This window comes from Enterococcus sp. DIV1639a (assembly GCF_050530445.1).
GTDB classification, from domain to species: Bacteria; Bacillota; Bacilli; order Lactobacillales; family Enterococcaceae; genus Enterococcus_B; species Enterococcus_B hirae.
Genome location: NZ_CP172886.1, coordinates 2,652,238 through 2,675,000, shown reverse-complemented (window position 1 = coordinate 2,675,000; position 22,763 = coordinate 2,652,238). Strand labels below are relative to the sequence as shown.

The window sequence follows — 22,763 nt, the reverse complement described above, 5'->3', positions numbered from 1 at the left end:
TAAAGTTGCTGATCAAATCAGTGATGCGATCTTGGATGCAATTTTAGCAAAGGATCCAAATGCACGCGTGGCTTGTGAAACATCTGTTACCACTGGTCTTGTATTGGTATTTGGAGAAATCTCAACCACTGCCTACGTGGATATTCAAAAAGTGGTACGTCAAACGATCAAAGAGATTGGCTACACACGAGCAAAATTTGGCTTTGATGGAGATACAGTAGCTGTATTAGCTGCAATTGATGAACAATCACCAGATATCGCTCAAGGTGTTGATGAAGCACTTGAGATTCGTGACGAAGCGAAGAGAGATGTATTGGATGAGATCGGTGCTGGAGACCAAGGATTGATGTTTGGTTTTGCAGTCGATGAAACACCTGAATTAATGCCTTTACCAATTGCATTAAGCCATCGTCTAGTTCGTCGTTTAGCTGATTTACGTAAATCCAATGAATTAACTTATCTACGTCCAGATGCAAAATCACAAGTAACAGTTGAATATGATGACAATGGTCAGCCAGAACGAGTGGATACCATCGTTATTTCAACACAACATGATGATGCAGTGGACAATGAAACAATTCGTCATGACGTCATTGAAAAAGTAATAAAAGAAGTTATTCCAGCTGAATTACTTGATGACGACACAAAATACTACATCAATCCTACTGGTCGCTTTGTTATTGGGGGACCTCAAGGAGATGCTGGGTTGACGGGAAGAAAAATCATCGTTGACACATATGGCGGCTATGCTCGTCATGGTGGTGGAGCATTTTCTGGGAAAGATGCTACTAAGGTTGACCGTTCAGCAAGTTATGCCGCTCGTTACATTGCGAAAAACATTGTAGCAGCTGGTTTGGCAAGAAAAGCTGAAGTTCAGTTAGCCTATGCGATCGGTGTTGCACAACCTGTATCTATTTCAATCAATACTTTTGGTACGTCAACTGTTCCAGAAGAAGACTTGATTGCCGCTGTGAGAGAAAACTTTGATCTACGACCTGCAGGTATTATTGAAATGCTTGATTTACGTCGTCCAATTTATCGTCAAACAGCAGCTTATGGTCATTTCGGTCGTACGGATATCGAATTGCCATGGGAAAAAACAGATAAAGTTGATGCAATTAAAGCAAGCTTAGCAAAATAGCTTTTTGATGGCTGGAATGGTTCTCTTTATGGGATCATTCCAGTTTTTTTTATCCAAACGGCTGAAGAGAAATCCATGGTCGTTTTTGATTCGTGTTTTTGATAAATGATAAAGCCTATTTTTTTTGGCTAAAATTTATTTGGCAACAATAAAAAAAGGAGGAATAAGATGAAAAGAGAAACAAACGTCAAATTAGTAACGATCAGTGTGTTTATTGCAACTTTCATGACAGCAATTGAAGGAACGATCGTGACCACTGCGATGCCTACGATCGTCGGCTCTCTTCACGGTATGGAGATCATGAATTGGGTATTTTCGATTTATTTACTAACGAATGCGATGCTGACACCGATCTATGGCAAACTTGCAGATAAAGTGGGGAGAAAACCTATTTTTATCTTTGGAACGCTATTATTTATTATTGGTTCTTTATTTTGTGGACTTTCTCAAACCATGATGGGGTTGATTGCTGCTCGTGCTGTTCAAGGAATGGGCGCTGGAGCAATGATGCCAGTGGCGTTAACGATCATTGGCGATTTATATACGATTGAAAAAAGAGCAAAAGTTTTAGGTTTGAACAGTTCGGCTTGGGGAATTGCTAGTGTTTTTGGACCATTAGCTGGAGGTTTTATTGTAGAAACGATCAGTTGGCATTGGATCTTTTTTATTAATGTACCAATCGGGCTTTTATTGATGGTTTTGATCTGGCTTTATTTGAACGAACCACAGAGAGAACATGAGTCAAAACCGATGGATCTATTCGGGAGCTTTAGTTTGATGGCGATGTTGGTTGCTTTACTTCTTGGATTTCAATTGTTAGGGGATCAAGGATTTACTCCAGTAGTGATTGGGCTTTTGATCGGAAGTCTTCTTCTATTATTTTTATTTATTGCAGCCGAAAAAAGAGCCAAAGACCCTGTGATCATGTTGCATCTTTTTGCTAATCCACTATTTGTGGTCGTGAATCTAGCAGCTGCTTTAGCTAGTGGGTTCTTAATGGGCATCGATGTGTATATCCCGATGTGGATGCAAGGGGTATTGGGGCTAAATGCTGCAGTAGGGGGATTGGTCTTAGCACCGCTTTCTCTCGTTTGGATGGTCGGTTCTTTCTTAGCAAGTAAGTGGATGACTCAAATGGCAACGAATTGGGTATTGCGAATTGGTCTATTGATTGCCTCTCTAGGTGGTGCCTGGCTCTGGTTAATGCCATTTGAAAGTAATTTTTTATGGTTCTTTGCTATTTCAACGGTCATTGGTGTAGGACTAGGAATCACGATGACTACCTCAACTGTTAGTGCCCAAAATAGTGTGTCTCGAGATCAACTAGGGGTAGCTACCTCGTTCAATACATTGGTGCGGACGATTGGACAAACTGTGATGGTAGCAGTCTTTGGCTTATTGATCAATGGAGTAACACAACGGGAGCTGAATGCGACTAATTTGACGAATGATGCAGATATCATGAATAAGCTAGTCAACCCACAAACAGCTAAAAACATTGCGTCAGAGTTGATCACGCCTTTACGGAAGATTTTATATGAAGGATTGCATCAAGTCTATTTTGTGGGGCTATTACTAGTAGTGGTCGCTTTTGCATTGACATTTGTCGTTCGTGAAAAAAGTGATAGAATAAGAGAGTATTAGTACAAGAAAGTAGTACTAAATGTTACTTTGTGAGGTCGTTTGACCAATTATTTCACAACGATAACCGGTGTTAGAATAGTTGTTTTATCAAAATTTGTCATTATTGGTCAGGTCAAAAACACTATTTTTCACACCTTAGAGAGGATGTTTCAACGTGGCATTTATTCAAGCAAATATTTATTCAAATGTTTTAGAGATGGAAGTAAACCTGAATGTAATCCTTCCACAAACAACAAATAAAGTGATCGGTACGAGTTCACAACAAGCGACAACAGATGTTCCTGTGTTATACCTTCTGCACGGAATGGGAGGAAATCATAGTGTCTGGGAGCGTCGGACGTCGATTGAAAGATATGTCGCAGACCATGGATTAGCGGTCATTATGCCTTCTACTGATCTAGGTTGGTATACCGACACGGCCTATGATATGAAATACTGGACGTTTATTTCAGAAGAGCTTCCCGAAATCTGTCATGAACTGTTTCCACAATTAACGACAAAAAGAGAAAAGACTTATGCTGCTGGATTATCAATGGGTGGCTATGGTGCTTTGAAACTTGGGCTGGCAAAACCAGAAAATTTTGCTGCAATCATTTCTTTATCAGGAGCCATTTCAGTAGGCAATCGGATGGATGATTTATTGATGATTCGAAAGGCAAAATTCTGGGAGGGCGTATTTGGACCGTTAGATCAGATCAAAGGTTCAGTTAATGATCCTCAGTATTTATTAGAAGAATTAGTAAAGAGTGACAAAACAGCACCTCGTATCTACTTGGCATGTGGAGAATCAGATTTTCTTTATCAAGCAAATCAAGAAATGACCGATTCATTGAAAGCAAATGGGATTGGCGTAACCTTCGAACATGGTCCTGGCGAACATAATTGGGTATTTTGGGATCAGTGGATTCAACGTGCTTTGGAATGGTTATTTGAAGAAAAATAGGTGAAGACCCCTTGATCTTTCTTAGCTTTTGAGACTATTTTCAGGACGATCGCTAGGGCTAGGACATTGTCTTGGCCTTAGCTTTTTTATAGGACGAATCACAAGGTAATAATTTGAAAGAGGTGTTTTTTTGGAAGAGATAAAGCATTGTAAAGAATCGATAGTCATTCAAACACATCGGATTTTTCCGTTCGATCTTAATCCTTTTGGGTTTTTATTTGGTGGAAAATTGATGACGATGATTGATGATGCTGCGTCGATCTCTGTGACAAGACATTGTCGCAGAGGTGCAGTTACCGCTTCTTTAGACAGCTTGAATTTTTTGAAGCCGTTGCATGAAAACCATTCTGTGTGTGTAGAATCTTATGTAAGTGGTACTCATCATAAATCGATGGAAGTATTCGTTAAAATTATTGGGGAAAATCTGACGACTGGGGAGCGTTACTTAGCCGCAACTTGTTTTACAACATTTGTCGCTGTTCCGTCTCATATGAATGAAGAAACGGAATTTACAGTACCTAAAGTCATACCGGACACGGCAGAAGAAAAACTAGTGTGCGCAGGATACGAAAAACGGCGCAAACAGCGTTTACAAGAACGAGAAGAATACCGAGCTTTTGCTGCTCAATTATCAACAGACCTTCCTTGGTTAAAAAATGAAGGAATAGATGATTAGACTGCTTCATCTAGGATAAGTGAAATGGCTAAACTAGTAGCTAAACTGACTATTACTTGTGGAATAGGAAGTTTTATTCACGTAGTCAACTCAAACAGTAAACAAAAAATCATGAAGGCAAGTTCGCGAACTTGCCTTCATGTCTTTTTTTGTTTACGATTCTTTTTGTACAGCCAACCCTTGAAGATAGATCGTCACACTATCAAGAAAGAGTTGTTTTTCATTTTCTTGGTGCTGGTGAGCGGTGATACTAGCCTTTAGTCCAACTAGTGCATTTTCTTCGACATAACTTTTCATAGAAAGAATAGCATCTTTGAGTAAGTGATTACCGGTCATGATTTTGTGCCGAAGATTCTGTTCATGCTGTTGATCCATCAGTTGACCAATCAACAAGTTATGAAGAGCAAACACTGCTTGACGACTACGGTCAATCGAAAAGCCCGCTTGGATAAGAATCTGGATCATCATTTCTAAGTGTTCCAAACGACTTGCATAAGAAGGAACGGTATTGATTTCTAGCTCTGCACCACAAGGAAAGTGGGTGTAAAGGTCGTAGTAGTTTTCCATGAATTGAACAAGGCGTTCTTGCCAAGGTAAACGAGGCTCGGGAATGATTAGTTCATTTTCCATGAATTCAGCCATTTTTTGGAGCAAGTCTTGCTTATTTTTGAAATACCAGTAAAGCGCAGGGGCTTTTACTTGAACTTTTTGAGCAAGGTTTCGCATAGATAGTTTTGATAGTTCTTGCGTTTCTGCCAGAATCGCAAAAGCAGATTTGATAATCATTTCTTGGGAAAGCTTTGGTTCCAAATTTAATCAACCTCTTGTATTGCAATATTTTTTTAAACATGGTAAATTGTTAGTCGGCCTTATTTTACAGTGTTAAATAAGACCTGTCAATTTTAATAAAAAGGGGTGTAACAACCAATGGGCTTAATTTTAAGACATGCAAAAAAATACAAAGTTGCTGTATTTATTTCATTGTTTTCTGTAGCGATTATGGTAAGTGCCGCATTATGGCAACCGAAGCTTTTACAACAAGTATTAGAAGCTATTATTACAGAAGATAACGACAAGATGAAAACGATCGGTGTATACTTGATCAGTTTAGCTTTATTAGGACTGGTAGCTGGAGTTTCAAATACGATTTTTTCAGCGAAAGTGGCACAAGGGATTAGTGCTGATATTCGGGAAGAAGCATTTCGTAAAATCCAGACTTTTTCATTTGGAAATATCGAAAAATTCTCTGCTGGAAATCTGGTAGTTCGACTAACAAATGATATTACACAAATTCAAAACCTAGTCATGATTTCTTTACAATCGCTCTTTAGAATTCCATTTCTGTTTATCGGGGCTTTTGTTTTGGCAATGATGACGATGCCGCAATTATGGTGGATCATTGTCGCATTGATCGTAGCAGTTTTCTTGATTACAGCTTTATCATTTACCAGAATGGGTAAACATTTTATGATCATCCAAAAACTGATTGATAAAGTCAATAGTATTGCCAAAGAAAATCTTATGGGGATCCGTGTAGTCAAATCTTTTGTCCAAGAAGACAATCAATTGAAAGAGTTTAGTAAAGTCAGCGAAGATCTAACGAAACACAACATCATTGTGGGAACCTTGTTTTCTGTGATGATTCCATCCTTTATGTTGGCTGCTAATTTAGCAGTAGTTGGCGCAATCTTTTTTGTTAGTGATTTAGCAAAAGATGATCCAACCTTAATCGGTGGTTTGGCTTCTTTCATGAACTATTTGATGCAGATCATGATGGCAATCATTATTGGTGGAATGATGATGATGATGACATCAAGAGCTGCAGTTTCATTGAAACGGATCAAAGAGATTTTAGACACAGAACCAGATTTAATATACCAAGATGTGCCAGAACAGGATTTAACTGGATCAGTCACTTTTGATCATGTTTCTTTCCGTTATCCTGGCGATGATGCAGACACATTGAAAGACATCAGTTTTTCGATCCAACCAGGGGAAATGGTGGGGATTGTTGGTGCAACCGGAGCTGGTAAATCGACACTCGCTCAGTTGATTCCACGATTGTTTGACCCAACAGAAGGAAAAGTGGAAGTAGGCGGTGTAGATTTAAGACAAGTCAATGAAAAAAGCTTACGTCACACTGTATCCTTTGTTTTACAAAAAGCGATCCTTTTCTCTGGAACGATTGCGCAAAACTTGCGTCAAGGGAAAAAAGATGCTTCTGAAAAAGATATGGAACATGCTTCTGCGATTGCTCAAGCACAAGAATTTATCGAAAAATTAGCGGATCGCTATGAGGCTCCTGTGGAAGAACGTAGTAGTAACTTTTCAGGTGGACAGAAACAACGGTTGTCCATTACCCGAGGTGTCATTGGTGATCCTAAGATTTTGATCTTAGATGATAGTACCAGTGCATTAGATGCGCGTTCTGAAAAGTTGGTTCGTGAAGCATTAGCAAAAGAATTAAAAGGCACTACTACGATTGTGATCGCTCAAAAAATCGCTTCTGTTGTCAAAGCAGACCGGATTCTTGTGTTAGATGAAGGCAGATTAGTGGGTGAAGGAACACACGAAGAACTAGTAGCAACCAATCGGGTGTACCAAGAAATTTTCGAAACACAAAAAGGAACGGAGGAGTAGCCATGACTGATTTAATAAAAGCCAGTAAGTTTTTCTATCACTATTTAAAACGGTATAAGGTCTCCTTTTTCTTTATTTTTGTTACAGTTATCATTGCCACTTATCTTCAAGTGAAGGCGCCACAATATATCGGAGAAGCCTTTCAAGAACTAGCTAACTATGTTGGGGCTTTGATGCAAGGAGTCGATGATAAGAGTCGCTTCGTTTCCATTATTTGGAAACTATTAATGTTTTATGTTTTAGCGAGTGCCGCAAACTTCATTTACAGTATCTTATTTACGCAAGTGGTGGGTAAATCGACGAATCGGATGCGTATTGGTTTATTCAATAAACTAGAAAAATTGACGATCCGCTTCTTTGATTCTCATCAAGATGGGGAAATCCTTAGTCGATTTACGAGTGATTTAGATAATATCCAAAATAGTTTGAACCAAGCTTTGCTCCAAGTAATCACCAATATCGTTTTACTTTTTGGGATATTGATTATGATGTTCCGCCAAAATGTTGAGTTAGCTTGGGCAACAATTGCTTCTACACCAGTGGCAGTTTTGATTGCTGTTTTGATTATCCAAAAGGCAAGAAAATACGTTGATTTACAACAAGACGAAGTTGGGAAATTGAACGGCTATATGGATGAAAAAATCAGTGGTCAACGTGTCATCATCACCAATGGATTACAGGAAGAGACAATTGATGGTTTCTTGGAACACAATGAGACTGTTCGTAAAGCAACGTTTAAAGGACAAGCTTATTCAGGATTGCTTTTCCCAATGATGCAAGGGATGTCTTTAGTGAATACCGCAATCGTCATTTTCTTTGGTGGATGGTTAGCACTGAATGGGGATCTGGAACGCTCGGTTGCTTTAGGATTGGTAGTCACATTCGTTCAGTATTCCCAACAATATTATCAACCATTGATGCAAATTTCATCTGGTTATAGCATGATCCAATTAGCGATCACAGGAGCACGTAGACTGAATGAGATGTTTGCTGAAAAAGATGAAGTGAAACCAGCGAATGGTCAATCCTTTGATGGGATCGATAAAGGCTTATCTTTGGAACACGTTGATTTTGGTTATAACCCTGATAAATTAGTGTTAAATGATGTATCTATTGATGTAAATAAAGGTGAAATGGTCGCGTTAGTTGGACCGACTGGCTCAGGTAAAACAACGATCATGAATCTATTGAATCGTTTTTATGATGTGAATAGTGGTGCAGTAACGATTGATGGGACAGACATCCGTGAGTATGATTTAGATGCTTTACGAAAACATGTAGGAATCGTTTTACAAGAATCCGTCCTATTCTCGGGTACTATTCGCGACAATATTGTCTTTGGGAAACCTGATGCGACAGATGAAGAAGTGATCAATGCCGCTAAGCAGGCGAATATTCACGACTTTATCATGAATCTAGAAAAAGGGTATGAAACAGAAGTATCTGAAGAAAACAACTTGTTCAGTACCGGTCAGAAACAATTGATCAGTATTGCCAGAACGATCATTACGAATCCTTCATTGTTGATTTTAGATGAAGCAACAAGTAACGTGGACACAGTAACAGAAGCTAAAATCCAAAAAGCCATGGACGAAGCAATCAAAGGACGTACCAGCTTTGTGATTGCCCACCGGTTAAAAACGATTTTAAATGCGGATCGTATTGTTGTTTTACGTGATGGAAAAGTAATCGAAGAAGGAAATCATCATCAGTTGTTGGCAGAAGATGGCTTCTATGCTGAACTTTATCATAATCAGTTTGTCTTTGAATAATCTGTTTTTAATGAACAAATAAGCTAACTAATAGACTACTTAGAAGAGGGAATGGCTCTTTTCTAAGTAGTCTTTTTTTGCATATAGAGATCTCTTTGACTTTAGCTATTGTGAGATAAGAATCGTTATTTTTCAGACTTGTCTGAAAAAGTTGAAGTAAGCTGTTTCAAGAAAACTGTTATATTTCATGTTAAATAAGGCGCTCCTTAAAAACTATAAAAAGGCAGGTAATGGGTATGAAGGTAAAAATAAGGCAGGTGTGCTTACAATTGATGATGCTCTTGACGATTTTGGTTCCTTTGTCCAACCCGCTCTTTTTGATGGGGCCGCTAGTCCATGCTTCCTCAAATGGTCATTTCCATGTAACTGGACAACCAACAGGGTTTCAGTTAGGTGAGACTCACGGGAACAATGATAACGGCGTCCAATTGATGATCGATCCTGAAAAAGACGGCACGTATACGAGTGATTTGCCCGAAACAGGCGTTCCAAGCGATACGAATGTCCGCCTTCAAATCAATTGGTGGTTGGTCGATGACGATATTTATCCTAGTGGCGATCTAATGGCTAATGAACGCTATACGATCATTGAAAATATTCCTGACACATTATTGATTCCAGCAGGTGGTCTATCGGGCGAATTGATGGATGAAACTGGACGATTTTCTTTTGGTACGTTTTATGTAAATGAGGATCGTAGTATAGCGATCCAATTTAATACCCGTATTTATAATTTTAGTGAGATTCAGGGCTCGTTTTCTATTGATACGAGTTTTGATAATATTACCGAAGAATTGATCGTAGATTTGGGAGAATATGGTGTAGTTGAAGTGCCAATCATTGTTAAAGGAGAAGAGATCGTTGAAAAACAGGGAATTAGTTTTAATCGGGATACTGGAATTGTTGAATGGGAAGCGTTGATCAACGAAGAACATCGGGCGTTGACAAATGTGAAAATCACAGATTTTTTTGGTGATAACCAGGAATTTGTGTCAGTTAGTATCCAAAAGAAAGAAGTTGAAGATGAACAGTTCCATCCTTTATTAGCAAGTGATTATAGTCAAGCACAACAAGACAACCAAATAACTTGGACGATCAGAAATAATGAAACACCTAAACGAACCGCTTATCGATTAATCATCCGTACCAGAGTCAAAGATCTGAGCCAACCAACTGTTCATAATCAACTCATTGTCGAAAGTGATGAATTAGGTCGGACAGAAACGAATGATGTCGAATTTGATATCGTAAAACAAGACTTTTCAAAACGAATAGCTAAAAATCCAAATGGATCAGACAAAATTGATTTTTATCAGGCGACAGATGATCCTGGTCAACCAACAGGTAATCGAGAAGCGTATGACTATGTACTCGTGACTTGGCAAATCGACACGTATTATTACGTCGATGGTGAAAAAGACCCTATCGTCGATCGATTATCCGTCATTCCAGCAAATGCTGCGAGCCATACCTTTGAACAAGACTCACTGCAGATCACTGGAACGAATGCGGAGGGCTTTACAGTCGGTTTCAATGCAGAAAACACAGAGATGACGCTCACACCACCAGGGGATGCGAATGGCACCTACCGAATCACCTACCAAACGAGGATACAAACGAAGGATGGACAGGTTTCAGCGGATACGATCCAGTTTTCCAACCATGCGATCCAAGGAAGTTTTGGTGAAGGTAGCGCTGGCGGAATCATTCCTAACCCAAGCATGCCAGGGATCGTAAAACGTGGAGTTGGGGGTGACCAGACTCAGCAGATCCAACATTGGGAGATTTTGTTCAATCAGGAAAACAAATTAGTTGAACAAGTAGAAATCCGTGATTCTTCCATCATCTTTGAAGAGGATCTCGTGCGATTGTTCGATCCTAATAACTATCACGGCTACTATGAGAACAATGTTCGTCCTTTTAAATGGATCTATTATGCTCGCTCAATGCTAGAATCGACATTAGTCATCACAGATGACGTAGGCAACACATTAGAAAAGGATGTTGATTTTGAGTTGGTTTTGCATAATCTTTCTGAACCAGGCGAACGATTGATGTTGCCAGATGGGAGTTATTTACATCAAGCGAATAGTGCTTATCAAACAGGGTTTACGATCCGCTTGATTGGAGATTACGAAACAACGGATCGAACCATTAAGATTCATTTTTCAACGAAAGAGCATCAGTTATCTAGTAGAGGTTATTTAAAAATCTGGGATGAAGACCCTTCTCAGTTCAATAGAAGTAATTACTATTCGAGCGATCCAGTAGTCCAAGGGATCTATCCTTGGTTAGGTGGAACGTATATCCATCCAGATATTACGTTCTTCAACTACGCCAAAGCAACTTGGCGACAAGGAGACGTTCAGTATTCTCAAGATTCAGTTGGTTATGGAACATTTGGCAATTGGCACTATAGCCTCATAAACGATGGACATAAAAAAGGGTTATTCCTACAGCCAGGGCAAAAGTATGAAGAAGCAATCGCTGAAGATGCAGAACAAGCTGATGCTGGAAATATCGGAACGTTTGAATATTGGACAGATGAAAGTTTTTCAAATGAGAGTCGACAACCGGTCTACACTGGAATCGTTGATCGCTACCAAACACTGTTTCGTCTAGAATTCAATCCTTCCAGTGGTCCATTACCAGCAGGAACCGTCATTGAAGATGATTTTTCGACCCTTGCTGGTTGGGAGTTTAAGCCAGACTCTGTTCACGTCTTTCAGGGGACCGCCAACCTAGCTGGTCCGATTGATCCTGATACGAATCAACACCGCTGGAAAATAGCGGCAGGAGATTATGCAGGGAATGAACGACTAGTGGAAGGTACGGATTATCGCCTAGAATATGATCCGCAAACACAATTGATGAGGATCATTCTCTTAAAAGAGAGTCATCGACCAATCGTTATCTTCTTCATTGCCGATTATGTTGCCACTCAAGAACTAGCTGATAATCCATTACTAGCAGGTTCTTATAAAAATATAGCGACACTGACAAGTCCTGGTGGGCGCAAGACAGAAGTAGAAACGCAAGTCACGATACCGACAGAAAGTTTAGTGATCAAGACGGGTGAAGTAGCAGACGACGGCGAACATATCACCTACCGCGTGATCGTGAATCCAGGTGGCGCCAAATACCAGAATTTGTATCTCTTTGATCTCATGGATCATGAAGAAGAAACGACGCTTCTGCTAGATCCCGATACTGGAAAATATCGAATCAACGTTTTTGAAGGAAAATACAATCCCCAGACTCAGCAATTTGAAAAAATACGCCGTTTAATTGATGAACAAGATTTTCTACTGTTGGCACCACAACAACTCTTAGTCCCATATTTGCCAGAGTACATTGGCGTAGATGGGCGAGGTGCTTATCAAATCTTTGAATGGAATGATACAAGTGAAGCTCATTGGATCAGTCAGCAAACAGGAAGAGCTTTAAGTGAGCCAGGTGTGAAGGCAGAAACCGCCTTTGACCAGTTAGCTGCGGACGGTTTGATCAATTTATCGCAAAAAACTGCTCATTTCCAATTAGTTGTAGGTGATAATACTGGTCAGTCAGAAGTGACAGATAAAACATTGATCGTAGAATATACTGCCCAAACAACCGCTGATTCTGTCAATAATCGTGCAGGTGTTTTCTTGAATGGAAAACAAAAAGTGACGGAAGAATCCATTACGGACATCACGACGGGCGAAGGTTATGCTTCAGGAATCCACCGAATCGTGGAATTCTATAAAGCCGATCACGAAGGAAATGACCTTACAGGTTCAGAATTCCGTTTAGAGAAAAAATCTAAAGATTTTTTCCAAGAACAATTTCCTGAAAGAGTATTAGGGACATTTACGGTAGATAATCCTACTCAGATCGGTGGTGTTCATGAAGAAGAGGCTTATGGATTGACGAACGGAATCTATCGTCTGACAGAGATTACTCCACCAGCAGGTCCGTTTGCTGTACTACCAGAGCCCATTTATTTCAAGGTACAGGCATCAGGAACGACTAGTAGAGAAGAGGAAATTTTTTTCACCGATGAACAAGGGATTCCAGTGACGCAAGAACGAGCAACGATCCAATTAGACAATGGACAGTTCAAGTTGACTGTTGAAAACCGACCAAAGCCTTTCATGATCGAAAAAAATTGGGATTTTACCACGCCTAATGCGGCAGTACCAGAGGAGATCAAAGAAGATTATGAAATTACGGTCAATTTATTAAGGGAACAACGGCATGAACAAAGCGATGAGTGGCGCTTGGATGCTTCATTCACACCCATGACTTTTACTTTAAATCAGGAGAATGAGTTTAAAGTGTTGGTCGAAGAGTTAGCCGATTTAGGTGAGGATTATCGATATATCGTAAAAGAAACCAGCATCATCAATACCAAAACAGGAAAAAACCTGCAACCATATTTTGATTTAAGTAGTGGGGAAGAGGGCGATCAAGTTGATAATCTCAATAAGATCGTGAAAGATGCTAATCAGAATTGGCAAATCACCCTGAAAAATAGCACGACACCTGAAAGTACCCCTGAACGCGTCTATGTGGGATTTGAGAAACAATTTGAATTCAGCGATTTAGATTACTCGAGCATTAACTACATTACCTTTGAGTTATTTAGAAGTGTCGAAGAAGGGGAAAAGCAGAAAATCCAAACGATTCTCTTAACGCCAGGAGATACAGGTGAAGGGTTGAAATGGATCAGTAACCGCTTAGAGAAATTTACCCCAGATGGTCAAGCTTATCATTATTACATTAGAGAAATAAGTATTACTGATCACGAAGGTAGTGACCTTTCTGAACGATTTAGACTAGCTGATACAGATTACATTTTGTTACAACCACATGAAGCTGTCCAAAACTTGGACGAAATGGAAGTCGTACCAATCATGAATACGGAAACGTCTGGCTTATTGCCAATGACAGGTGGACCTGGACTTCGCTTCTTTCTAATTGCAGCCCTCACTACCATTGTTTTATTACTAGGTTGGTTGTTCTATCGCTTGAGAAGTAAGCGAAATAGCAAATAGTAATTAGGACGGTCTGATGGCATTTCAGCAAATGAGAAAGGAGTAGAGGATATGCAGAAAAAAAGAATGTTTCAATGGCTGCTGCTAGGTCTGCTGTTAGTAACCGGATTCTTCCCATATAGAGGCTATGCTACCGATCCTGAGACTGTGACGTTCATCTTACACAAGAGAGTCCTTGTAGATGAGTCGATCACAGATCCACAGACCTCTCCATCAAATGGCAAACAATTGACAGAAAATGAATTGGCTAACTTAAATGGCCTTGGTCTGAGTGTTCCTTATAATGGCGCCACGTTTCATGTCTATCATTTGACGGATTATTATCTTCAATCACAAGAAGATGCGCAAGCTTTAGCTAAATGCTTGGGACAGATGAACCCGATCCAGATCGAACAATTTATTGCAGAGCAGCAATTAGAAGAAGTGACAGGTAGTCCTGTCCTAACGCAGACTCATGCTGAATTTGGCGAAGGAGTGGGTGTGGTCGATGTTCCCAGAAAGCACAACGGTCACTATGGAATTTATCTGATCGTTGAGGATCATTCCCAGCAAACTAGTTATTTCAATGTGACAAATGCTGCACCGATAATGATTGGCTTGCCTCTAATGGATCCACTAAATGAAGTAGAGCTGACTCAGATTCATCTTTATCCTAAAAATGCTGGGTATTTTCGACAACCGTATTTTTACAAATATGGCAAAGAAGAAGACACTGAGCAGACCGAACCTCTCGAAGGTGTGATTTTTTCCCTGTTTCGTTATAACGAAGCTGGGGAAAAAATCTATTTAGCGCAAAATCAGGAGGCATTAGGGGATGTGTGGAAACAAAGTGATGATCCCTTAAACGATGAAGCAATCGCAACCTTCATCTCTGATGCTGCAGGGCGTGTCAAGATAGCAGACCATTTTTTGATCGGTGGTGAATACTATTTTGAAGAATTGCAAACTCTTCCGGGGTATGAGATCAGTGAAGAAAATCGGCAGATTCCATTATTTATCCCAAATACTTGGAAAAATGAATCAGGTGAGTTTTTATTCATGACACTTAATGAACAAAAAATGTCGGAACCTTTTTCTGATGAACAGGACGAATCGATAGAGAAAGGGCCTAGAATCTATAACATTTCACGAGCAGGAGAGTCTCAAAAGGACGATGATCTGCCAACGGATGCTGGGGGAGGACAAGGAGGAACAGCGACAGGGACGGAACAGTTATTCAATCGTCTGTTACCACGTACTGCAGAAATGAGACAAGCGCTAGCTATTTTAGGCATTGCGTTGTTATTACTGGCTTACTTGTTAAGGAAGTACATGAACAAAACTAGGAGGGAAGAAGATGACTGAAAGTAAAAAGAATAAATTCAGGATATTCGTGATGCTTGCTACGTTGTTGTTTTCGGCATTCAGTATTTTAGGAATGAGTCTTCCAGTAGCAGCAGCCCCAGAGCATGTGAATGTCACGCTTCATAAACGTGTTTGGCAGGATGAAATCCCGAAAGAAGCGTATCAACAAAATACTGGTGAACTAATGGAAAACTTTGGCGGCGATCCGTTAGACGGCGTGACATTTTCTGTCTATGATGTCACAGAACAATATTTTCGTTCTATCAGAGAGGATGGGAAAACAGCACGAGAAGCCTTGGAAAGAATCCAGTCTGATGCGGCTTTATATAAAAGAGCCCCTGATTATGCCAGTGGCCCTTTGCAGACTCAAGTGACAGCAACAGCAAGTGGCGAGACCGATCCAAACAGACAGGGGATTGCGGTCTTTGACCAATTACCTCGAAAAGATGCCCAAGGTAGAGATGCTGTTTATCTCTTTGTCGAAGAAGAATCACCAGCGAATATATATGAAATGGCATACCCACTACTTTTGGCTTTGCCAGTCTATGCTGGTGATGGAGAACTAACAGAGATCCACCTCTATCCTAAAAATATTTTGAAAGAACATTCGAAAACTTTAGTAGATAGCGGTCGGTTTAATGAAGTAACAATCACTCAAGATGGGAATCAAGTAATCTACTATGATGTTGGAACAGATGACATCTTAAATTATCTGTTGACGGTTGCTGTTCCCCGTGACTTAGGTAACAAAGCATTTTTCGAAATCACGGATACACCAACTAATGGGTTGCGACTAACGACCCCTGATTCAATCGAAGTATTGATTGATGGTGTAGCGGTACCTAGTAGTTATTTTACGATTGATACAGCTACTCCGAATGGTGGGTTTACGATTACTTTCCACATTGACAATGAGGAAGTGGTTGAGTTATTACAAGGAAAAACGCTCACGATTTCTTATGACATGTCGCTCACGGGTGATGCAATCACTCAACTATCTGATAATACCGCCACAATCGATTTTGGCTCGGATCCTACGATCTTAGATGGACCAAAAGTCAAGACGAATGAGCATCAATTTAGAAAGATCAATAGTCATGATGGGAATCCATTAAGCGGGGCGGTCTTTCGGATTTTTAAAGATTCTGATGGTCAAGTATTGTACGCACGTCTGAATGAAGAGAATGTCTTGATTGGTTGGGATGATGTCGGGACAGAAATAACCTCAGGACCAGATGGCTATTTTGATATTCGGGGCTTTAAAGCGGGAACTTACACGTTGGAAGAGGTGACGGCTCCAAGTGGTTACGTCATTTTAGATCCTTATACCACTTTTGAAATTGATTCAACTGCTTCAGAGACACCTTTAGTTACGATCGAAAACCAACCTCAAGGGCTTTTACCGGAAACCGGTGGTATGGGCATCTATATTTTCCTGCTGATCGGGGGACTGATTCTCTTAGCAGCTTATGTGGTGTACCGACAAACGAAAAAAAAGCCAATGTAAACAGGTTTTGAAGGAGGGAATATCCAATGTCCCAAAAACAGCGACCAAAAAAGTGGCTTCGGATCGTGATGTATCTCCTTTTTTTAACAGGTGGGTTAATTGCGAGTTATCCTTTTTATGTCAATGCCTTCAACCAACTCGTTGATCATTATCGCATCAATGAGTCTCAAAAAACAAAAGCAGAACAGCAACAGGCACGAGAAAGAGCCAAAAAGTATAATCAAGAAATAGCAGAAAGAGGCATGGGAGCGATCACGCTCCCAACCTATACTGGTCGGAAAGAAGCGGATCTCGCTAATTATTTAGCGAATCACTTGATTGGTTCGATCCAAATTCCTAAGATTAGGGTCAGTGTTCCGCTGTTTGACCATGCAAGCCCAACGATCCTCCAATATGGTGCTGGAGTTTTGGAAGGAACATCCTATCCTACTGGTGGCAAAAATAATCATAGTGTGATCTCTGCCCATAGTGGGATTCCCGAAAGAAAACTTTTTACGGATCTTGATCAACTGGAGTTGGAGGATATTTTCATTATCACCTATGCAGAAGAAAAGTTGGCCTATGAAGTGAATGACATCACTATTGTGACTCCTGATGACGTTAGCTCTCTAAAAATTTATCCAGAGGAAGATCTCGTGACTTTAGTCACCTGTACACCGTATATGATCAATTCCCATCGATTATTAGTCAGAGGACATCGAGTGCCTTATACAGAAGAACTAGCCCAAAAAGAAGCGAATGCAGAACAAAGACAATGGTGGCTCAATCTCATGATCTTACTCATTTTATTGCTCTTTGTAGGAAGTCTATCTCTGTTCATTCTGCGAGTCATACGTGAAAAGCCAATAGAATAGAAAAAGACATGTTGGATTACTTGAGAGAACCAACAATGAGAAAAAGCCCATAACCATAGAAAGCTTAGTGAAAACTTTCTAGTTATGGGCTTTTTTATATTCGTCAATTAGCAAAACTGTCCAAAAACATTGATAAGCCATAAAGAAGCGAACGGAGTAATTGAACAAAGCCAATTATTTCAACATTTTTTCTTCTCCACACAATACAAAATCGGTGGATTGTTTTTTTGATTAATAAATTGATAGTTTAAAACATTATACTGATTTTGAGGGAGCATTTGACAAAACTGTTGTACCATATCCAGTTCTGATTTCCCACCTTCATGACCATAGTAGACGACGATAATCATGCGTCCTCGAGGGGCTAAACGTTTCAGTATCTCTTCCATTGCGATTTTCGTTGTTTCAGGTAAAGTAATGATTGCTTTGTCACTCTTAGGAAGATAACCTAGATTGAAAATCCCTGCTTTGATTGGTTGCTCTGGAGCCACGACATTCCCCAGTGTCTCATGACCTTGTAAATAAAGAGAGACTCGATCGGTCAATGCTTGTTCAGCGAGTTTTTCTTTCGTGGATTGCAAGGCAGCAGGTTGGATATCAAAACTGTAAACATGTCCGGTCTTCCCGACCAATTCAGCCATAAAAAGCGTATCGTAGCCATTACCCATGGTGGCATCAATAGCATGGTCACCTGGTTGCAGGGTTTCTTTTAATAACGTATGGCTAAAGTGTAAAGCAGTTTGTAGCATTAGCAATGCACTCCTTTACGAACATCAAATTTCCCTTGATAACTATTGCGACGAACCAATTCTTCATCTATCGCATTCAAGACTTCCCACTTTTTCAAACTCCACATTGGTCCGATCAACGAATCCCAAGGGGCATCACCGGTAAGCCGATGGATAATGATTTCTTGAGGGATCATTTCCAATTGATCACAAATCACATTGACATAATCAGGACGGGTCATCAGTTGCAAACGACCTTCATGATAATCACGAAGCATCCTTGTTTTGCGCATCAAGTGCATTAAGTGAAGCTTGATTCCTTGGATATCTGAATCAAGGATCGTACGTCGGACATTTTCACGCATCATTTCTAATGTTTCACCAGGTAAACCGTTGATTAAGTGAGTGCAGACACGAATGCCATGTTTTCGTAATTTATTCACACCATCAAGGTAAGTTTGGTAGTCATGTGCGCGATTGATCAGTGTAGAGGTTTCTTCAAAAGTCGTTTGTAATCCTAATTCGACCCACAGATAAAGCCGTTCATTTAGTTCTGCGAGATAATCCACGACCGCATCTGGTAAGCAGTCTGGGCGAGTACCAATCGACAACCCGACAACACCAGGAAGGTTGATCACTTGTTCAAAACGCTCACGAATGATTTCTACAGGTGCATGAGTATTCGTGAAATTTTGGAAATAAACGATATATTGGGTTACCCCTGGCCATTTTTGATGCATCATATCGATTTCTTTATGGAACTGAATAGGTAATGGGTCTTCGGGAGCGACGATCATATCACCTGATCCAGAAACACTACAAAAAGTACAGCCCCCGTGAGCCACTGTACCATCACGATTGGGGCAGTCAAATCCTCCATCGATTGGCACTTTGAAAATTTTCCCGCCAAATTCATTTCTTAACGCATAATTCCATGAGTGGTAGCGTTTATTTCCATCTGAATATGTAAATTCCATTGTTATCCTTCTTTCTTAATGGTGCTAAATTCATCACTTTCTTCTACTCGTATTGAACGATTCAGATCATTATACCTGATGAATGACGTAAAATCTAAGCACTTTATAACGAGAATCGTTCTTAGAATCAAGTAAAGAGACAGATTAACTAATCATCAAAGAAAAAAGTTAACTGTCTCTCCACAATTTTTTATTGATTTGGATGATTTGTAACAAAAGTTCTCACTAAAAAATACTTGTGTGAGATCAAGACGTTTTCTGCGTGTTTAGCCATTTTTCTTTTTGGGTTCGATAAATTGGATACGTGAAGCATAACCACGAGAGGCTAAGTAAAAAGCCACCTAGAATATCACTTGGAAAATGAACGCCTAAATAAATACGGCTAATCCCAACACTTACTATAATAAACGCTAGAAGTATTTGAATCAATGGACGAAAGACCTTTTTTTGAATAATGACAGGAATTAGAAAAATCAGTGTACCATATAAAATCATACTACCAGCTGCATGACCACTAGGAAAACTGTAACTGTGCTCTACCACAAGGTGTTCAAGGGTTGGGCGAACGCGCATCACGAATAGTTTGATCACAGGATTGATGATCCCAGCAATGGCAATAAAATTAACCGCTAACCAAATCATTTCAGGTCTTTTTTTCTTCCACCATAACAAAAATGAAACCAGCAAGAAGACTAAGATGACCGTGAGTGGATTGCCAAATTTTGTCATAAACAGCTGATAAGCATTCCAATGGGGATAGGGAGCGCGGATCATTTCTGTTATTGATTGATCAAATCCCGCCAGTAAAGAAATACGGTATTTGACAATGTAGCCTAAGACTAAAAAGAGCAGTAAAAAACAAGCTCCAGCTACATGAAAAGTTGTACGTTGCTTCATAAATATCCTCCTTTTCAACAATGACTCATTATAGCATTATTCTCTCTATAAATAATATCCATAATTATTTATAGAAACGAGCACTTAATCAAAAAATAAAAAAGGCATTTTATTTGTAAATCACTTTGTAATCTCCTAGACATTTTCAAGTAATATAACTGACATACTTTGACTGGGAAAGTTTAAATCGATTATTTGTTAAAAGTCGTTAAAATCAAGCGGGGAAAGGTGCTATTTTTTTCTCAGTGTTGAACATTACGAAAGGTTACAGTCTGATTACAATAAGCAGTCACACACTTAAATAACTTTTAATAAAGATTAAGAGAAGTTATAATTATTATAATAGTATAGAAATTGTAGATAGAAGTTGGAGGATAGAAGATGGAAAACATTGCAAGAAAAGAACGTAGACGTTTAAATGAAACCAAACGTTTTCGTAAAGTAAAACGTAGTGCTGCACTTGTCGGTACGGCGATGGTCGGCTGTTCTGTGGCAGCGCCATTGATTCAGCCTGTACAAGTAGATGCTGATCAAACCCCCACACAATTCGGTGCCAGAATCAATACAGCAGCGTTTATTGCTGAGATTGCTACGTATGCACAACCAATTGCTCAAGCCAACGATTTATATGCCTCAGTCATGATTGCTCAAGCAGTCGTCGAAAGTGGTTGGGGAAGTAGTGCCTTGTCACAAGCACCTTACTATAATCTATTTGGGATTAAAGGAAGTTATCAAGGTCAAACTGTTTATATGGATACACTCGAATATCTTAACAATAAATGGGTATCTAAAAAAGAACCTTTCCGTCAGTACCCTTCTTTTGCAGAGTCATTTAATGACAATGCCTATGTTTTAAGAAATACCTCTTTTGGTAATGGCTATTATTATGCAGGTACTTGGAAAAGCAACACTAAATCTTATACTGATGCTACTGCTTGTTTGACAGGTCGTTATGCAACTGATCCAGGGTATGCTGGAAAACTAAACAATATTATTACAACCTATGGATTGACCAAATACGATACACCAGCTAGCGGCAACGCTGGAGGCGGTGCAACGATTGGAAATGGCGGGAATACGGGAAATACATCCAATTCTGGAAGTACTAGTGGGAACTCAGGCGGTTCTGCAACTACGACTGGTACGACTTATACCGTCAAATCAGGAGACTCCGTTTGGGGAATCTCTCATTCATTTGGAATCACGATGGCGCAGTTAATCGAATGGAATAATATCAAAAATAATTTTATCTATCCAGGACAAAAATTAACGATCAAAGGTGGCCAATCTGCAGGTTCTTCAACCACTAACACTGGTAATAATGCTTCTTCTGGAAATACTTCTGGCAACACGAATACGTCTGGCAGTACGGGACAAGCAACTGGTGCAAAATATACGGTTAAATCAGGCGATTCTGTTTGGAAAATTGCGAATGATCATGGGATTTCGATGAATCAACTGATCGAATGGAATAACATCAAGAATAACTTTGTTTATCCAGGTCAACAGTTGGTTGTTTCAAAAGGTAGTTCTTCAGCAAGCGGTTCTACTTCTAATACATCGACAGGTAATACATCTAGTAATACGGCAAATACAGGAAGTACTACTTCTGGAAGTACTTATACTGTCAAAGCAGGCGAATCGGTTTGGAGTGTTTCGAATAAATTTGGAATTTCCATGAACCAACTGATTCAATGGAACAATATTAAAAATAATTTTATTTACCCAGGGCAAAAATTGATTGTCAAAGGTGGTTCATCTTCAAGTAATGCGTCCACTTCGACAGCTAATAACAAGAACACCGCATCAAGCAATACCAGCTCAACTGCGACAGGGCAAGCGACTTATACTGTCAAGGCAGGCGAATCAGTATGGGGTGTTGCAAATAAAAATGGGATTTCCATGAACCAGTTGATTGAATGGAACAATATTAAGAATAACTTCATTTATCCAGGACAGAAATTGATCGTCAAAGGTGGAAGCAGTAAAGCAAGCGCAACAGCAACAACCAAACCAACAGCTTCAACGCCAGCTTCTACAACTCCAACGGCTTCTTCAACGGGTGATACGAAGTACACCGTTAAAGCAGGCGAATCGGTGTGGGGCGTTGCCAATAAACACCATATTACGATGGATCAGTTGATTGAATGGAACAACATCAAAAACAATTTTATTTATCCAGGACAAGAAGTCATCGTTAAAAAAGGCACTGCACAATCAACGCCAGCGAAATCAGATGAAAAAACCTATACCGTCAAAGCAGGCGAATCAGTATGGGGCGTTGCCGATAGTCATGGAATCACCATGAATCAATTGATCGAATGGAATAATATCAAGAATAACTTTATTTATCCGGGACAACAGTTGATCGTCAAAAAATAAGTAATGACACATGGCAGGAAATCAGTAAATGTGTGAAATAATATTTGAACTTGTAGCATTTATTTGTTACTATGAATCTACACTTTTGAGTAAATAAAAATCAACGCCTGAAAAGGAAGTAGTAAAAAGTCGAAAGTTTTAGAGAGCACATGGTTGGTGGAAATGTGTACGGACGCTTTTGAACTCGCCTTTGAGTTGCGCCTACTGAAATCACAAACAGAG

At 39.7% G+C, this 22,763-nt stretch carries 15 protein-coding genes and 1 other annotated feature (2 of these 16 only partly in view); of the genes, 11 read left to right on the top strand and 4 right to left on the bottom strand.

What is annotated here, in order from left to right:
• From metK to IGJ32_RS12220, 4 genes are all read left to right on the top strand, one after another.
• Positions 1 to 1,141: the 3' portion of a methionine adenosyltransferase gene (gene metK / locus IGJ32_RS12235; RefSeq protein ID WP_034700522.1), read on the top strand. The gene continues 53 nt to the left of window position 1, outside the view; 1,141 of the gene's 1,194 nt are visible here — the last part of the coding sequence; the start codon falls outside the window, past its left edge; the stop codon is at positions 1,139 to 1,141.
• Positions 1,142 to 1,309: 168 nt separating this feature from the next.
• Positions 1,310 to 2,785: an MDR family MFS transporter gene (locus IGJ32_RS12230; RefSeq protein ID WP_053765574.1), complete on the top strand. Its 1,476-nt coding sequence runs from the start codon at positions 1,310 to 1,312 to the stop codon at positions 2,783 to 2,785.
• 154 nt (positions 2,786 to 2,939) lie between these two features.
• Positions 2,940 to 3,728, top strand: a complete 789-nt coding sequence (locus IGJ32_RS12225; protein WP_010736957.1) for an alpha/beta hydrolase — start codon at positions 2,940 to 2,942, stop codon at positions 3,726 to 3,728.
• Positions 3,729 to 3,858: 130 nt separating this feature from the next.
• Positions 3,859 to 4,404: an acyl-CoA thioesterase gene (locus IGJ32_RS12220; protein ID WP_010721040.1), complete on the top strand. Its 546-nt coding sequence runs from the start codon at positions 3,859 to 3,861 to the stop codon at positions 4,402 to 4,404.
• Between the two features lie 153 nt (positions 4,405 to 4,557).
• Here IGJ32_RS12220 and IGJ32_RS12215 read toward each other — a convergent pair whose 3' ends face one another.
• Positions 4,558 to 5,214, bottom strand: coding sequence for a TetR family transcriptional regulator (locus tag IGJ32_RS12215; protein ID WP_342082013.1), 657 nt, complete (start codon positions 5,212 to 5,214; stop codon positions 4,558 to 4,560).
• 117 nt (positions 5,215 to 5,331) lie between these two features.
• Here IGJ32_RS12215 and IGJ32_RS12210 point away from each other — a divergent pair, with 117 nt between their 5' ends.
• From IGJ32_RS12210 to IGJ32_RS12185, 6 genes are all read left to right on the top strand, one after another.
• Positions 5,332 to 7,044, top strand: coding sequence for an ABC transporter ATP-binding protein (locus IGJ32_RS12210; RefSeq protein WP_342082014.1), 1,713 nt, complete (start codon positions 5,332 to 5,334; stop codon positions 7,042 to 7,044).
• Between the two features lie 2 nt (positions 7,045 to 7,046).
• Complete coding sequence (locus tag IGJ32_RS12205; RefSeq protein WP_081128884.1) at positions 7,047 to 8,816, top strand: ABC transporter ATP-binding protein; 1,770 nt, start codon at positions 7,047 to 7,049, stop codon at positions 8,814 to 8,816.
• Positions 8,817 to 9,052: 236 nt separating this feature from the next.
• On the top strand, positions 9,053 to 13,852 hold the full coding sequence (locus tag IGJ32_RS12200) for a prealbumin-like fold domain-containing protein (RefSeq protein ID WP_342082015.1): 4,800 nt from the start codon (positions 9,053 to 9,055) through the stop codon (positions 13,850 to 13,852).
• A gap of 51 nt (positions 13,853 to 13,903) precedes the next feature.
• Positions 13,904 to 15,196 (top strand): pilin N-terminal domain-containing protein, encoded by a 1,293-nt coding sequence (locus IGJ32_RS12195; RefSeq protein ID WP_342082016.1) that lies wholly within the window; start codon positions 13,904 to 13,906, stop codon positions 15,194 to 15,196.
• The gene (locus IGJ32_RS12190; protein WP_342082017.1) at positions 15,189 to 16,703 is read left to right on the top strand and encodes a SpaH/EbpB family LPXTG-anchored major pilin; all 1,515 of its coding nucleotides are present in this window, start codon (positions 15,189 to 15,191) and stop codon (positions 16,701 to 16,703) included. The genes IGJ32_RS12195 and IGJ32_RS12190 overlap by 8 nt, the downstream gene beginning before the upstream one ends.
• 26 nt (positions 16,704 to 16,729) lie before the next feature.
• Positions 16,730 to 17,557 carry a class C sortase gene (locus IGJ32_RS12185; RefSeq protein WP_342082018.1) on the top strand — a complete coding sequence of 276 codons (828 nt, stop codon included), beginning with the start codon at positions 16,730 to 16,732 and terminating at the stop codon, positions 17,555 to 17,557.
• A gap of 179 nt (positions 17,558 to 17,736) precedes the next feature.
• On the opposite strand, the gene IGJ32_RS12180 is transcribed toward IGJ32_RS12185, so the two are convergent.
• The 3 genes from IGJ32_RS12180 to IGJ32_RS12170 all read right to left on the bottom strand — a co-directional run bounded on the left by IGJ32_RS12180 (position 17,737) and on the right by IGJ32_RS12170 (position 20,159).
• Positions 17,737 to 18,306 (bottom strand): class I SAM-dependent methyltransferase, encoded by a 570-nt coding sequence (locus tag IGJ32_RS12180; protein ID WP_342082019.1) that lies wholly within the window; start codon positions 18,304 to 18,306, stop codon positions 17,737 to 17,739.
• Positions 18,306 to 19,262: a TIGR01212 family radical SAM protein gene (locus IGJ32_RS12175; RefSeq protein WP_342082020.1), complete on the bottom strand. Its 957-nt coding sequence runs from the start codon at positions 19,260 to 19,262 to the stop codon at positions 18,306 to 18,308. The genes IGJ32_RS12180 and IGJ32_RS12175 overlap by 1 nt, the downstream gene beginning before the upstream one ends.
• 246 nt (positions 19,263 to 19,508) lie before the next feature.
• Positions 19,509 to 20,159 carry a phosphatase PAP2 family protein gene (locus IGJ32_RS12170; protein ID WP_010721028.1) on the bottom strand — a complete coding sequence of 217 codons (651 nt, stop codon included), beginning with the start codon at positions 20,157 to 20,159 and terminating at the stop codon, positions 19,509 to 19,511.
• Positions 20,160 to 20,540: 381 nt separating this feature from the next.
• Between IGJ32_RS12170 and IGJ32_RS12165 the strand changes: the two genes are divergently transcribed.
• On the top strand, positions 20,541 to 22,541 hold the full coding sequence (locus IGJ32_RS12165; protein ID WP_034700501.1) for a muramidase-2: 2,001 nt from the start codon (positions 20,541 to 20,543) through the stop codon (positions 22,539 to 22,541).
• Between the two features lie 99 nt (positions 22,542 to 22,640).
• Positions 22,641 to 22,763 (top strand) — a binding site (T-box leader); it runs 88 nt beyond the window's last position.

What these genes read in the sequence shown, in the direction of transcription:
- IGJ32_RS12230 (WP_053765574.1), top strand. Translation starts at nt 1,310, where the DNA reads ATGAAAAGAGAAACAAACGTCAAATTAGTAACGATCAGTGTGTTTATT.
- IGJ32_RS12165 (WP_034700501.1), top strand. Translation starts at nt 20,541, where the DNA reads ATGGAAAACATTGCAAGAAAAGAACGTAGACGTTTAAATGAAACCAAA.
- IGJ32_RS12200 (WP_342082015.1), top strand. Translation starts at nt 9,053, where the DNA reads ATGAAGGTAAAAATAAGGCAGGTGTGCTTACAATTGATGATGCTCTTG.
- IGJ32_RS12170 (WP_010721028.1), bottom strand. Translation starts at nt 20,159, where the DNA reads ATGAAGCAACGTACAACTTTTCATGTAGCTGGAGCTTGTTTTTTACTG.
- IGJ32_RS12210 (WP_342082014.1), top strand. Translation starts at nt 5,332, where the DNA reads ATGGGCTTAATTTTAAGACATGCAAAAAAATACAAAGTTGCTGTATTT.
- IGJ32_RS12190 (WP_342082017.1), top strand. Translation starts at nt 15,189, where the DNA reads ATGACTGAAAGTAAAAAGAATAAATTCAGGATATTCGTGATGCTTGCT.
- IGJ32_RS12175 (WP_342082020.1), bottom strand. Translation starts at nt 19,262, where the DNA reads ATGGAATTTACATATTCAGATGGAAATAAACGCTACCACTCATGGAAT.
- IGJ32_RS12205 (WP_081128884.1), top strand. Translation starts at nt 7,047, where the DNA reads ATGACTGATTTAATAAAAGCCAGTAAGTTTTTCTATCACTATTTAAAA.
- IGJ32_RS12195 (WP_342082016.1), top strand. Translation starts at nt 13,904, where the DNA reads ATGCAGAAAAAAAGAATGTTTCAATGGCTGCTGCTAGGTCTGCTGTTA.
- IGJ32_RS12180 (WP_342082019.1), bottom strand. Translation starts at nt 18,306, where the DNA reads ATGCTACAAACTGCTTTACACTTTAGCCATACGTTATTAAAAGAAACC.
- IGJ32_RS12185 (WP_342082018.1), top strand. Translation starts at nt 16,730, where the DNA reads ATGTCCCAAAAACAGCGACCAAAAAAGTGGCTTCGGATCGTGATGTAT.